This window comes from Bacteroides sp. BFG-637 (assembly GCF_024793605.1).
Classification (GTDB): Bacteria; Bacteroidota; Bacteroidia; order Bacteroidales; family Bacteroidaceae; genus Bacteroides; species Bacteroides vicugnae.
Window position 1 is genome coordinate 4,893,514 of sequence record NZ_JANUPD010000002.1, and the last position, 13,471, is coordinate 4,906,984.

Sequence of the window (13,471 nt, forward strand, 5' to 3'; positions counted from 1 at the left end):
TATGAGAAAGTATATTTTTTTATTCCTGCTTTTATGTTTTACAACAAATGTTTTAGGACAAAATACGGAAAGTTCTCAAACGGAACAACATCAATTAGTTGAATGGTCAAAAAACTGTATCAAGGAGTTTTTCAATGCAGTATCATTATCGGATACTCTCATTCATGAACCTATTGAATGGATCTTAATTGTGCAAGACGCACGTTATCCCATAAAATTGAAAATGAAGGAGCAAAAAACAGACACACTTCGCGGTTGTATAAAACTTCTTGATAGCAGAGGAGTGTTTGACCAATATTTTGAAATATCAGAAGCCCCTGATGCATTTATAGCTGTATCATTGGTTCATAATATAAAATCCAAACGTACAGGTTTAAAAGTAGAATCAGGTGAAATTACATTCGTTCTTGATAATAAAGGAAAGGTATTGGAAATCAAGGACTATGTTAGACCTATGGCAATACGCCAAATGACGACAATGCTAGTGCTTGATAAGACAAAGCAACTATTAGCTGAAAACTTAGGTAAGGATATATTAAAGTTGGAATGGAAATTTCAATCTGATACTCAAAACTGGGTATTAGAAAATGATAATAAAATTATTTACCGATTGACACCTCTTGAAATTATCTATTTTGCTCAAAAGTTTATGAGAAAAAGAAATTAGATTTATTTCTATTCAATCAATAGTTCGTTAAACATTTCCTTAACACTTATGCTACGTAAAGAATTGGAGAACTACATGACACATCACATAGAAGAACGAAAACATAACTTTCATCATTAAACTAATTTTATTTATATGAAACCAAGAGAATATGAAGAGTATATCCGAGAATTATTCAATAAACAAGGATATACCACTGAATTAACTCCACAAAGTGGAGATTATGGAATTGATATTTTTGCCACAAAAGGAAAGGAAAAGATAGCGATTCAAGTAAAAATGTACGGAAACTCTAGAAAAGTAAATAGAAGCATGATAATGGAGTTACATGGTGCAAAAGATTATTTTGGATGCAATAAAGCTATTTTAGTTACCAATGGAGAAATCATGCCTGATGCTATAGAAGTAGCCAACCGTCTACAAATAGATTTGCAAATAATTGATTATCCTGACAAAACAACCAAAACAGCAGAAGGTACCCTTTATTCATCAGCCTCCCCCAAAAAAGTACAAGATATAGAATCTAAGAGCTCAAACATTTTTTTCACCAATGAGGAATACACGTTCGATTCCATTTGGGAAACATACATTATGCCACTCAAAGGGAAAACTTTGTATAATAGCCGAGGAAAAGAAAATATAATCACAAACGTAGATTGGGCAGGAGTAACAAGAATAACTTCACAAGGAAACCCAAGTAAAATTGAAATAGAACATTTCAAAAATGCCATTAAAATACTATTAAAAAAAGGAGAAATCACTCGGGATTATATCAACCAGAATTGCGTAAAACGAGCTTCTTCCGGTATTGTATTAATTTTGTCACAAGTACCATTCTTTAAGTTGGATGAAAACCCCTTAAGACTTACTTTTAAGTTGAAAGAATAAGTTTTACTTTCAAAAATGACAGTATCATACCTTGAAAAATGAACTTTAAGCGTAAGCACTCAGCCTGTTTCCTCTTTGATAAGATGAGATATTCGATGCGAAGGTTACGGACAGTGAAAGTGTAAACTACGAAAGTGTAAAGAAGCGATTTTCCCTTTTTTCTTTCATCGTTTAATGTAAAGTTTTCCAATTTTGATTTATCTTTGCCTCACTAATTAATTCAAGAAAAGGTTATGATACTGAATGAAAGAGATACCCGTCATGAACATGTATTACAAGTAGCCCGCCAGATGATGACGGCTGCGCGTACTGCTCCGAAAGGAAAAGGAATCGATATTATCGAAGTGGCCCTAATCACGGATGAAGAGATTAAACAACTATCGGACACTATGATAGCTATGGTAGAAGAACACGGAATGAAATTTTTCCTTCGTGATGCCGACAACATCCTAAGTGCCGAATGTGTTGTATTAATAGGAACACGCGAGCAGACACAAGGCTTGAACTGTGGTCATTGCGGCTTCGCCACTTGTGCCGGACGCACTGAAGGAGTTCCCTGTGCATTGAACAGCATAGATGTAGGTATCGCCATAGGTTCCGCCTGCGCTACGGCAGCCGATTTTCGTGTAGACACACGTGTGATGTTCTCTGCCGGACTGGCAGCACAACGCCTGAACTTGCTGAAAGACTGCAAGATGGTAATGGCCATCCCTGTAAGTGCATCCTCTAAGAATCCGTTCTTTGACCGGAAGCCAAAGCAGGAAACAAATACGTAATGATGCGTAACAAGTATATTGACGACTGACGCAGACAATAAACTGATTTTATAAATAACTAAATAGATAATAGTCTAATGGGAATCATGGTTGGACTTCCCAGCCCAAGTGGCTCGGAGAAAGATTTGCAGTTGAATTTCGGCAAAAACATGACCGTGCAGGTAGAAATGAGAGCACCTCATTTGCCCGCCGAATGGCATATGCAGAGTGGTATACAGTTGACATGGCCACACGCCGGTACAGACTGGGCATACATGCTGGCAGAAGTGCAAGAGTGTTTTATAAACATAGCCAGAGAAATAGCGAAGCGAGAGTTACTACTGATTGTCACTCCCGAACCGGAAGAAGTGAAAAAACAGATAGCCGCTACCGTCAACATGAGTAATGTCCGCTTTCTGGAATGTGCCACCAATGACACATGGGCACGCGACCACGGAGCTATCACCATGATAGACACCGGCACCCCTTTCCTGCTCGACTTTACATTCAACGGCTGGGGACTGAAATTTGCTTCCGAACTGGATAATCAAATCACCAAACAAGCGGTAGAAGCCGGAGCCTTGAAAGGCCAGTATGTAGACCACCTTGACTTCGTTCTCGAAGGAGGCTCCATCGAAAGCGACGGAATGGGCACACTGCTCACTACCTCCGAATGTCTGCTTTCTCCCCAGCGGAACGGGCGACTGAACCAGGTAGAGATAGAAGAATACCTGAAATCAACCTTCCACCTGCAAAAGGTTCTTTGGTTAGACCACGGCTATCTTGCCGGCGACGACACCGACAGCCACATCGACACCCTGGCACGTTTCTGTTCTACCGACACCATTGCTTACGTGAAATGCGACGACAAAGAAGACGAACACTACGAAGCATTACTTGCAATGGAGGAACAACTGAAAACATTCCGCACCCTAGCAGGAGAACCCTATCGCCTGTTAGCCTTACCGATGGCGGACAAGATCGAAGAAGACGGCGAACGCCTGCCCGCTACTTACGCCAACTTCCTGATTATGAACGAAGTTATTCTCTACCCGACATACCATCAGCCAGCGAATGACCAAAAAGCAAGAGAAGTGTTACAACAAGCATTTCCAGAACATCAGATAATCGGAATAGACTGCCGTGCCCTGATTAAGCAACACGGTTCCCTGCATTGTGTCACCATGCAATACCCATTGGGAGTTATAAAATAACAAATGAATCAATCAAGTAATTATTCATCATGAAAAAGATAAAAGTCGGAATCATCCAACAATCCAATACCGCAGATATTCGGGTCAACCTGATGAACCTCGCAAAGAGTATCGAGGCTTGCGCTGTTCACGGTGCGCAACTGATTGTGCTTCAAGAGCTACACAATTCACTTTATTTCTGCCAGACAGAAAACACCAACCTGTTTGATCTGGCTGAACCTATTCCCGGACCATCCACAGGCTTTTATTCCGAGTTGGCAGCCGCCAATAAAGTAGTCCTTGTCACCTCTCTTTTTGAGAAACGTGCCCCCGGACTATATCATAACACCGCTGTTGTGTTCGACCGCGACGGAAGCATTGCGGGAAAATACCGGAAAATGCATATTCCCGATGATCCGGCTTACTACGAGAAATTCTATTTCACTCCCGGAGACATCGGTTTTGAACCTATTCAAACCTCTTTAGGAAAGCTAGGCGTACTGGTATGCTGGGATCAATGGTATCCGGAAGCTGCCCGCCTGATGGCACTGAAAGGTGCGGAACTTTTAATTTATCCTACCGCCATCGGCTGGGAAAGCAGTGACACGGACGACGAAAAAGCCCGCCAACTCAACGCCTGGATTATTTCGCAGCGTGCCCATGCCGTTGCCAATGGTCTTCCTGTCATCTCCGTCAACCGTGTAGGACACGAGCCCGATCCTTCCGGACAGACAAACGGCATCCTATTTTGGGGAAACAGTTTCGTAACAGGACCGCAAGGAGAATTCCTGGCACAAGCCGGAAACGATCATCCGGAAAACATTGTAGTGGAAATAGATATGGAACGCTCGGAAAACGTCCGCCGTTGGTGGCCTTTCCTCCGTGATCGCCGGATTGACGAATACGAAGGACTTACCAAACGCTTCCTCGACTAAAGTTCACTACTGAAAGTTATTGCAGAAGTTCTCTATATAAAGAAAGGATATTCAGTAAATATCCCTACAATAAGAAAATAAGAAGGGCACAGAGTTAAAATCTAAATTAAAAACTCCGTGCCCTTCCTATATATTATATTTAACAACTATTTCATTGAAAAGTTATTTTCTTGTTGGCTAGAAAATTAGCCCCTCCATAAATAAACAATCCCAGGAATTGGGCCAGATATTCATTCACGTCCAATCCTTCTACCAATAACACAAGAAATAAGAACTGTGCGGTGTAAGCCACGGCAAAAGCAGAACAAAAGAGCAGTATCTGTTTCCAGATACTATTCTTTTTATTTTCTACGGGGAATATCCAGTATTTGCACCAGATAAAGTTATGGATTTGAGCTATCAGATACGCTGTTATATTAGCCACCATATAGTCACCGTCGAATGACATTTCTTTCATCATTAACCATACAACCAACGCCATAATTAAGGCGTTCATTGTACCGATGACTATAAAACGGAATATACGTACAGATTCTTTCACTCGCCCTCTTTCAGATCAACGATCAAATTCAGTTCATCAAGTTGAGTCTGGTCGATTGCAGACGGTGCATCCAGCATCACATCACGTCCGGAATTGTTTTTCGGGAACGCAATACAGTCGCGGATAGAATCCAAACCAGCGAACAAAGATACCCAACGGTCGAGTCCGTATGCCAAACCACCGTGAGGAGGTGCACCATACTTAAAGGCATTCATCAGGAAGCCAAACTGTGCTTCTGCCTTCTCCGGAGTGAATCCAAGAATCTCGAACATCTTCGCCTGTAATTTCGCATCGTGGATACGGATAGATCCGCCGCCAACTTCCACACCATTAATTACCATATCATAAGCATCTGCACGTACAGCTGCCGGATCAGTGTCCAACATAGGAATATCTTCCTGCTTCGGATGAGTAAACGGATGATGCATAGCCATCAGACGGCCTTCCTCCTCGCTCCATTCGAACATCGGGAAGTCAATCACCCAAAGGCAAACAAACTTATTCTTATCACGCAATCCCAGTTGAGCGCCCATTTCCAGACGAAGCTCACAAAGTTGTTTACGTGTTTTCATCACATCGTCGCCGGACAGGATCAGAATCAAGTCACCCGGTTTAGCACCGAATGCCTCTTTCATTTGCTGAAGCACTTCCTGCGTATAGAATTTATCCACGCTCGATTTCACAGTTCCGTCCGCTTCTACACGGGCATATACCATACCTTTTGCACCAATCTGCGGTTTCTTTACGAATTCCGTCAATGCATCCAGTTGTTTACGGGTATAGGTTGCAGCACCTTCGGCACAGATACCACCCACATAAGCAGCATTATCGAAAACAGAGAATCCGTGACCTTTCATAATATCCATCAATTCCACGAATTTCATGCCGAAACGCAAGTCCGGTTTGTCGCTACCATAATATTTCATGGCATCCGCCCAAGACATACGCTGGAACGGTTCAGCCAGTTCCACACCACGCAGTGTTTTGAACAAATGTTTAGCCATTCCTTCGAAAGTAGTGATAATATCTTCCTGCTCAACGAAGCTCATTTCGCAGTCAATCTGCGTAAATTCCGGCTGACGGTCAGCACGCAAGTCCTCATCGCGGAAACATTTTGCGATCTGGAAGTAACGGTCGAAACCGGAAACCATCAGCAATTGCTTCAATGTCTGCGGAGATTGCGGAAGTGCGTAGAACTGTCCCGGATTCATACGTGACGGCACCACGAAGTCACGTGCACCTTCAGGAGTAGAACCGATCAAAACAGGCGTTTCCACTTCGATGAAGCCCAGACTATCCAGATATTTGCGAACTTCAATCGTCATTCTGTGGCGCAGTTCCAGATTAGAGCGGACAGCGTTACGACGCAAATCCAGGTAACGATATTTCATGCGGATATCATCACCACCATCCGTATTATCCTCAATGGTGAACGGGGGAGTCATTGCAGTATTTAGTACGTTCAGTTCGGAAACGATAATTTCAATGTCTCCGGTAGGAATGTTTACATTCTTGCTGAAACGTTCATTAACCGTTCCTGTCACTTGAATGACGAACTCACGTCCCAATTTATTAGCACGTTCACAGAGTTCAGCATTAATTTCTTCGTTAAAGACCAACTGGGTAATTCCGTAACGGTCGCGGAGGTCAATAAAAGTCATTCCTCCCATTTTACGGCTGCGCTGTACCCATCCGGACAGCGTAACTTGCTTGTTTACATCAGAGATTCTTAGTTCTCCACATGTGTGCGTTCTGAACATATATTTTTTATTTAAACGATTATCACTCGCGTTTTTATTTTGATTGAACCAAAACTGCGCAAAAGTACGCAATAATTTGTAATTCGTAGTCAGTAATCCGTTATTTTATCAGACTTTCTTTGTCAGCTTTTTCAATATTTTCTTGTTTCTGTCTGTTATATTGTCAACGATGGCTTCATTCATCAATTTGATGCCATTCATATATTCCTGCGCTCTTTGGAGCACATTGGCAGCATCCTTTTCCGACGCTTGCGGCACCACTACACGCAATCCCCTTTGGATCAACTCAATGTTCACATTAGCGTCCGTTTCCATGGGGTCGCCGTCAAAGTGCACTACTCCCGGAGAAGTGCGGCGGATACACAACTGCTTGCAACGGAAAGTCTTGATACGGCTATTCTGATCGATTGTCTTATTGAATAACTGGAAAGCCAATGAGGGGACATCCAATACGGTGAATGGTTCAAGAATGGTCACATCCAGCAAGCCATCCGTCAGCGTAGCTTGCGGGGCGATATAAGCATTGTTTCCATATTGCGACGCGTTTCCGCAGGCAATCAGGAAAGCCTTATACTTGGAAACTCCGTTTTCCGTTTCCAGTTCATACGTTTCCGGTTCATATTTAAGACTCTCTTGCAGGGTCTTTTCCAGATAAGTCAACAGCCCGCGTTTACCGGCATGCGCAAACTTCAGACTAACAAAAGCATCGAACCCCAATCCGCAAGTGCAGAAAAAATCCACACCATTAATCTTACCATAATCTATAACATCCATGCAACCTTCATTCAGCACTTCCAGCGCCCTTTTCGGTTCCATCGGTATATGCAAATGCCGCGCCAGTCCATTGCCCGATCCGCAAGGAATAATTCCCAGTGCGGTATCAGTATGCACCAACGAACGAGCTATTTCATTGATTGTCCCGTCCCCGCCGATAGCCACTACTATATCAGTTTTCTCTTCGGCAGCTTTGGCAGCTATTTCTACTGCATGACCGGCTCTTTCCGTATACACTACTTCCCAAGAGTATCTCGCCTTGTCTATTTTTTCGTCCAGCAAGTTAAGAATCAATTCTTTACTTTGTGTTCCCGAAATAGGGTTGACGACGAATTTTATTTTTTTCATCCTTTCGTTCATGCCATTTTTGTCAATTGTAGACGACAAAAGTAATATAAATATCTTAAATTTTAATCTATTAGAGGTTTCTAATCACATGCAAGCAACTTTTTTCTCTTAAAAAGAACAGATAAAAGCAAATTTTGTTATCTTTGCCCCCTGTTTTTAAACACTTGTTAAGATAAAAAGATGCTAGATCGTCAGCGAACGATCTGATTATGAGTATAATAAATTATAATTCATGGGATTATTACAAGAGAAGTTAGCTAAGTACGACCTGCCACAAAAGTTTATGGCACAGGGCGTTTACCCATATTTCCGTGAGATAGAAGGAAAACAGGGTACAGAGGTAGAAATGGGCGGACACGAAGTGTTGATGTTCGGTTCCAATGCATACACTGGCCTTACGGGAGATGAAAGAGTGATTGAAGCAGGTGTCAAGGCCATGCATAAATATGGTTCCGGATGCGCAGGTTCGCGCTTCTTGAATGGTACACTTGACCTGCACGTTCAATTGGAAAAAGAACTGGCTGCCTTTGTAGGCAAAGATGAAGCGCTCTGCTTCTCAACCGGTTTTACGGTGAATTCCGGAGTTATTCCTGCTTTGACAGATCGCAATGATTATATCATTTGTGACGACCGCGACCATGCATCTATCGTAGATGGCCGTCGCCTCTCCTTCTCTCAACAACTGAAATATAAGCATAACGATATGGCGGATCTGGAAAAGCAACTTCAAAAGTGCAACCCGGATTCAGTGAAGCTCATCATAGTAGACGGCGTGTTCTCTATGGAAGGCGACCTGGCAAACTTGCCCGAAATCGTACGCTTGAAACATAAATACAACGCTACTATCATGGTAGACGAAGCTCATGGATTGGGGGTATTCGGAAAACAAGGACGTGGCGTTTGCGACCATTTCGGTCTGACTCACGAAGTTGACCTGATTATGGGTACTTTCAGCAAATCGCTGGCTTCTATCGGTGGATTCATTGCTGCTGATTCTTCTATCATCAACTGGTTACGTCACAACGCACGTACTTATATATTTAGTGCATCCAACACTCCGGCTGCTACCGCATCTGCTCTTGAAGCTCTCCACATCATCCAGAATGAACCGGAAAGACTTGAAGCGCTGTGGGAAGCTACCAACTATGCATTAAAGCGTTTCCGTGAAGCAGGTTTTGAAATCGGTGCAACAGAATCACCTATCATTCCTCTTTATGTACGTGACACGGAGAAAACATTCATGGTCACTAAATTGGCTTTCGACGAGGGTGTATTTATCAATCCTGTTATTCCTCCGGCATGTGCACCGCAAGATACTTTGGTGCGTGTGGCATTGATGGCTACTCATACAAAAGATCAAATTGACCGCGCTGTAGAGAAGCTGGTTAAGGCATTTAAAGCACTGGATATTTTATAATCCGATTTATATAAATCATCTAAAAAAGTCTGGTACAGTAATGTATCAGACTTTTTTATTATCTTTACGCCTACAACAATATGTGTGATTATGCAAGATATAGTAAACGGACGCTGCGGTTGGTGCGGAACTGACGAACTGTATGTGAAATACCACGATCAGGAGTGGGGAAAGTTAGTGACCGACGACAAGACACTGTTTGAGTTTCTTGTGCTGGAAAGTGCTCAAGCAGGATTGAGTTGGATAACTATCCTTAAAAAGCGAGAGGGATATCGCAAAGCCTTTTGTGATTTCGACCCTGAACGAGTGGCACAAATGAACGATGAAGATATTGAACGACTGATGCAATTTGATGGCATTGTGAAAAACCGTCTGAAAATCAAAGCGACAATTACAAATGCAAGACAGTTCTTAGCCATACAAAAAGAATTCGGTAGTTTTTACGACTATACACTGTCGTTCTTTCCCGAAAGAAAACCGATCATCAATACCTTTCAGTCATTGAGTGAGATTCCGGTATCATCTCCCGAATCTGATGCCATGAGCAAGGATATGAAGAAACGAGGATTTAAATTCTTTGGAGCTACGATTTGTTATGCTCACTTGCAGGCAGCAGGGTTTATTAACGACCATCTGGCAGACTGTATTTGCCGGTAGGAGAAAGTTGCCTTAGCGTTAACATCAATCGTCTTATCTTCTTTGAATGTCGGACTGGTAAGTTCTACACCCCAGGGAGTAGCAGCTGCACGAGTGGTAACTTTTACAATAGCTACTTCCATTCCTTTACTGCTGGTCAGCTCGGCCTTGATAGCGGCATAATCACCCTTTTTCACGTTAAGCGCTAGTGTGAGTTCATATTTTTCGCTGTTCACTTTAAACTCGTTGAACTTATCAAGACAGCGATTTCTTTCATAAACGAAATCAAATCTTCTTTCTTCATCAGCTTTTTTAATAATTATTGTTTACTGATTTAACAGCCGAATTTATTCGACAAAACAAAACTAAAAATAGATTTTGACACACCTAATTTACGTCCTTAAAAATCAATTTATTTTACAGTTATAAATCAATTCCTTTTCATACTTTTGCGGGAAATTAAGCCGACAATACAGGTTTGATATACAATTTAATTTTTTATAATGAAAGAAGACAAAACAGGCACGGAAACCTACATCATCAATGGCTTCAAACCGTTCTCGCAATTTGCGACGGAATATTTTCCGTGTCCTTCGCAATGCGTTCAGAAAAAAGACGCTTTTTTTATCCCCTAAATGAAGGCTCCAAACCTGTGCGGAAGAAGCTCCGTTTGATACATTCAGAGGCTTCGTTTCAAGCAAACGGAACCTCTGTTTTTTACCTCACCCCCTCCTATCCAATTCTCTACTACCCAAACATCCGGTTCGGGCATCGGATTGAGCCTGTGCAAACAAATCATAACTTTGCATGACGGAAGTATCAATATAAAATCGGAATCAGGGAAAGGAAGTTATTTTATTCTTACTTTCCCTAAATGAGAATCACTGAAAGCCTCCTGAACCTTTGGGACTGATGTAATAATCAGGGTAACAGCAGAGGAATTATCCTCTGCTACCCAGGCTATTCGCATCGGGATTCAGCTCCTTTACAGCCTCTTTGACTGCTTTGTTACTCGGCTTGCGGTATGCTTCCCCCTGTTGTACGGGGACAATCTCATTCACCATTCTTTCATATCCTTTTTGCTCTAACAAGTGCACTTCTTTTTCACTTGCTTCGTTTTGTTTTTTTGTTTTCATAAGACTTTTCATTTTAAATTTCTTATTTAGAGAACAGAAAACAGCGAAAGATGGTTCATACCCGCAGATTATTTATGTATATCTTTTCCGTCATATACAAACTAAATCTTATATTTGTGCTTTCATTCCACTTATCCTCTTAATAAATTATGAAAGAAAACAAATACGATAATAATCGCTTCTTTAGTCAATATTCGCAAATGTCCCGTTCGGTGGAAGGTTTGAAAGGTGCTGGAGAATGGCACGTATTACAGAAAATGCTCCCCAATTTTGCAGGAAAAAGGGTGTTGGATTTAGGCTGTGGATTCGGATGGCATTGCATTTATGCAATAGAACATGGAGCGACACACGTTACCGGAATTGATATTTCTGAAAAAATGCTCGAAGAAGCCCGGAAAAGAAACCCGTCTCCACTCATTGAATATCAATGTATGGCTATTGAGGACTTTGATTTTCAGCCGGATTCTTATGATATAGTTATCAGCTCATTAGCTTTCCATTACCTCGAATCTTTTATAGATATATGCCGGAAAATTAATCATTGCTTAACTCCGGGAGGGGCTTTTGTCTTTTCTGTCGAGCATCCTATATTTACAGCTTACGGCAATCAGGATTGGCATTACGACCAGGAGGGGAATCCTATCCATTGGCCGGTAGATCGTTATTTTACAGAAGGTAAACGCACGGCAGTCTTTCTGGGCGAAGAAGTGGTCAAATACCACAAAACATTGACTACCTATATAAACAGCCTCCTTCAAACCGGATTTGAGATATGCGAACTGATAGAGCCACAACCCGACGAAAAGTTGTTGGATACTATTCCGGGAATGAAAGATGAACTACGACGCCCCATGATGCTTCTGATCTCTGCCAAGAAAAAAAAGTGAAGCCGCAAAGCAATGAGATTCAAGGTATTGAAAAATAATAAATAAAAAACATTCGCTTAGCTATTGTTAATTAAAAAATACTCCCTATCTTTGCACCGCTTTTGGAAATAATAACCCCAAAGTTTTCGGGGTGTAGCGCAGTCCGGTTAGCGCACCTGCTTTGGGAGCAGGGGGTCGTGGGTTCGAATCCCGCTACCCCGACTACAAAAAAGAGGGTTATTAAGTTCAAAGTTTTTCGGGGTGTAGCGCAGTCCGGTTAGCGCACCTGCTTTGGGAGCAGGGGGTCGTGGGTTCGAATCCCGCTACCCCGACGAAGAAAATCAAGTCAAGATTCACAAAATAAAGCCAGTACAATTAGTATTGGCTTTTTATTATATATAGGATAAGTGCAATTATCCCCGTTTGGGGACAAATAAAAAGGGCAATTCTTTGAAATATCTTTGAACAGATTCCTAGCATTATCTTCATTTTCTTATTTAATTTAGAGTAAAAATCTATTTTGTTAACTTTATTCCCCTTTTATTTTGGCGTTATCAATGTTTTGCGTTAACTTTATAGCGGAAATACAAACATTGTTTATAGAGAAAACGATAACAAACAAAATACTTAAACACATGAAGAAAACTCTGCTGATGCTCGTTGTTATTTTCATTTCATTACATTCGCATTCACAAAGTCCCTTTCTGAATTTTAGAATTCCAGAAAAATCAAATAAGCGTATCATTGGATATTCTTCAAGTAATAAAATAGATGTTTTTTTAAATATAAAATATCAACCTTGTAATACTCTAATACAGTATTACAAACAGAATTCCAATAAATTGATTGTATAACAAAAGTAACGATATGATGAAAAAGTTTTTTTATTTGAGTGCGATACTAGCCATCGTTTTGGTTTCATGTAATTCAGAAAAGGAGTATATAGCAAAGCTCTCTAATACCGCTTCCATGATTGAGAAAGAAGCTGATTTAAGTGAAGCAATAGCTCTTCATTATTGTGATACTTGGAGAAAAGTGATTTATGATCATGAATACAATGGAGAATATTGTACTGATTTCAATGAAGCCTTAGCGAAGCATCAGGAGTTTATAATCACAACAGACACCTATAAGAGGCTCAAACAAAAGAAAGATTCAATTGAGGCTATAATGCCACAACTAAATGATTATCCTTCAAATTGTAAAGATGCTTATAATGAGTTAGTATCAATATATGCAGATGCAGATGAATTATTCAGATTTGCAGATGAGCCTAGGGGCTCTTTATCTACATACTCAACAAAAACGACAGACCTTTATCAAAAGATAGAAAAGTCACTGAAAGAATTTAAAATAAAGCATATACAAAACAAATAATTTAAGAGAGTAGTTTAGTTATTGCAGCAGCTTATTGAATTTAAGACTATCAAAAGACATAATAATAATTTCACTTCGAGAGCAACTTCAGAAAGTACTGCTAAAAAATAGTGTTCAAAAGCTAGAAATTACTCTCTTGAATTATGAGTTAGAAAAGAACAAAACAAAGATCTCAAAA

14 protein-coding genes, 2 tRNA genes and 1 pseudogene are annotated in these 13,471 nt (G+C 40.9%); 12 read left to right on the forward strand and 5 right to left on the reverse strand.

Translation table 11 applies throughout. From position 1 onward, the window contains the following. Position 1 precedes the first annotated feature (1 nt). The 5 genes from NXX38_RS18930 (at position 2) to NXX38_RS18950 (ending at position 4,438) form a co-directional block, all read left to right on the forward strand. The gene (locus tag NXX38_RS18930) at positions 2–667 is read left to right on the forward strand and encodes a hypothetical protein (RefSeq protein WP_234133427.1); all 666 of its coding nucleotides are present in this window, start codon (positions 2–4) and stop codon (positions 665–667) included. A gap of 135 nt (positions 668–802) precedes the next feature. Then, positions 803–1,555: a restriction endonuclease gene (locus NXX38_RS18935; protein ID WP_234133429.1), complete on the forward strand. Its 753-nt coding sequence runs from the start codon at positions 803–805 to the stop codon at positions 1,553–1,555. 233 nt (positions 1,556–1,788) lie between these two features. After that, the gene (locus NXX38_RS18940; protein WP_195472779.1) at positions 1,789–2,331 is read left to right on the forward strand and encodes a ferredoxin domain-containing protein; all 543 of its coding nucleotides are present in this window, start codon (positions 1,789–1,791) and stop codon (positions 2,329–2,331) included. Between the two features lie 77 nt (positions 2,332–2,408). Then, positions 2,409–3,524: an agmatine deiminase family protein gene (locus NXX38_RS18945; protein WP_258980672.1), complete on the forward strand. Its 1,116-nt coding sequence runs from the start codon at positions 2,409–2,411 to the stop codon at positions 3,522–3,524. Between the two features lie 29 nt (positions 3,525–3,553). After that, the gene (locus tag NXX38_RS18950) at positions 3,554–4,438 is read left to right on the forward strand and encodes a carbon-nitrogen hydrolase (RefSeq protein ID WP_195472777.1); all 885 of its coding nucleotides are present in this window, start codon (positions 3,554–3,556) and stop codon (positions 4,436–4,438) included. Between the two features lie 151 nt (positions 4,439–4,589). On the opposite strand, the gene NXX38_RS18955 is transcribed toward NXX38_RS18950, so the two are convergent. From NXX38_RS18955 to NXX38_RS18965, 3 genes are all read right to left on the reverse strand, one after another. Beyond that, on the reverse strand, positions 4,590–4,979 hold the full coding sequence (locus NXX38_RS18955; protein ID WP_004295929.1) for a GtrA family protein: 390 nt from the start codon (positions 4,977–4,979) through the stop codon (positions 4,590–4,592). Then, the gene (aspS, locus tag NXX38_RS18960; protein ID WP_148366668.1) at positions 4,976–6,739 is read right to left on the reverse strand and encodes an aspartate--tRNA ligase; all 1,764 of its coding nucleotides are present in this window, start codon (positions 6,737–6,739) and stop codon (positions 4,976–4,978) included. The genes NXX38_RS18955 and aspS overlap by 4 nt, the downstream gene beginning before the upstream one ends. Positions 6,740–6,847: 108 nt before the next feature. After that, positions 6,848–7,873, reverse strand: coding sequence for a diacylglycerol kinase family protein (locus NXX38_RS18965; protein ID WP_167511853.1), 1,026 nt, complete (start codon positions 7,871–7,873; stop codon positions 6,848–6,850). Positions 7,874–8,093: 220 nt separating this feature from the next. Between NXX38_RS18965 and spt the strand changes: the two genes are divergently transcribed. Both spt and NXX38_RS18975 read left to right on the forward strand, forming a co-directional pair. After that, positions 8,094–9,278 (forward strand): serine palmitoyltransferase, encoded by a 1,185-nt coding sequence (gene spt / locus NXX38_RS18970; RefSeq protein ID WP_148366667.1) that lies wholly within the window; start codon positions 8,094–8,096, stop codon positions 9,276–9,278. A gap of 90 nt (positions 9,279–9,368) precedes the next feature. Next, positions 9,369–9,935 carry a DNA-3-methyladenine glycosylase I gene (locus tag NXX38_RS18975; protein WP_148366666.1) on the forward strand — a complete coding sequence of 189 codons (567 nt, stop codon included), beginning with the start codon at positions 9,369–9,371 and terminating at the stop codon, positions 9,933–9,935. On the opposite strand, the gene NXX38_RS18980 is transcribed toward NXX38_RS18975, so the two are convergent. Next, on the reverse strand, positions 9,878–10,150 hold the full coding sequence (locus NXX38_RS18980; RefSeq protein WP_258980674.1) for a hypothetical protein: 273 nt from the start codon (positions 10,148–10,150) through the stop codon (positions 9,878–9,880). The genes NXX38_RS18975 and NXX38_RS18980 overlap by 58 nt on opposite strands. A 498-nt stretch (positions 10,151–10,648) precedes the next feature. Here NXX38_RS18980 and NXX38_RS18985 point away from each other — a divergent pair. Further along, positions 10,649–10,792, forward strand: a pseudogene (locus NXX38_RS18985) (ATP-binding protein); the annotation flags it as partial. Positions 10,793–10,855: 63 nt separating this feature from the next. Here the strand turns inward: NXX38_RS18985 and NXX38_RS18990 are convergent. Continuing rightward, positions 10,856–11,050, reverse strand: a complete 195-nt coding sequence (locus NXX38_RS18990) for a hypothetical protein (protein ID WP_074558541.1) — start codon at positions 11,048–11,050, stop codon at positions 10,856–10,858. Between the two features lie 149 nt (positions 11,051–11,199). Here NXX38_RS18990 and NXX38_RS18995 point away from each other — a divergent pair, with 149 nt between their 5' ends. The 4 genes from NXX38_RS18995 (at position 11,200) to NXX38_RS19010 (ending at position 13,293) form a co-directional block, all read left to right on the forward strand. Beyond that, positions 11,200–11,937 (forward strand): bifunctional 2-polyprenyl-6-hydroxyphenol methylase/3-demethylubiquinol 3-O-methyltransferase UbiG, encoded by a 738-nt coding sequence (locus NXX38_RS18995; protein WP_258980675.1) that lies wholly within the window; start codon positions 11,200–11,202, stop codon positions 11,935–11,937. 126 nt (positions 11,938–12,063) lie between these two features. Next, a tRNA-Pro gene (locus NXX38_RS19000) sits at positions 12,064–12,138 on the forward strand. A gap of 35 nt (positions 12,139–12,173) precedes the next feature. Then, a tRNA-Pro gene (locus tag NXX38_RS19005) sits at positions 12,174–12,248 on the forward strand. A gap of 535 nt (positions 12,249–12,783) precedes the next feature. Beyond that, a complete protein-coding gene (locus NXX38_RS19010) occupies positions 12,784–13,293 on the forward strand; it encodes a hypothetical protein (RefSeq protein WP_229128677.1) in 510 nt (169 codons plus the stop codon). Positions 13,294–13,471: the final 178 nt, after the last annotated feature.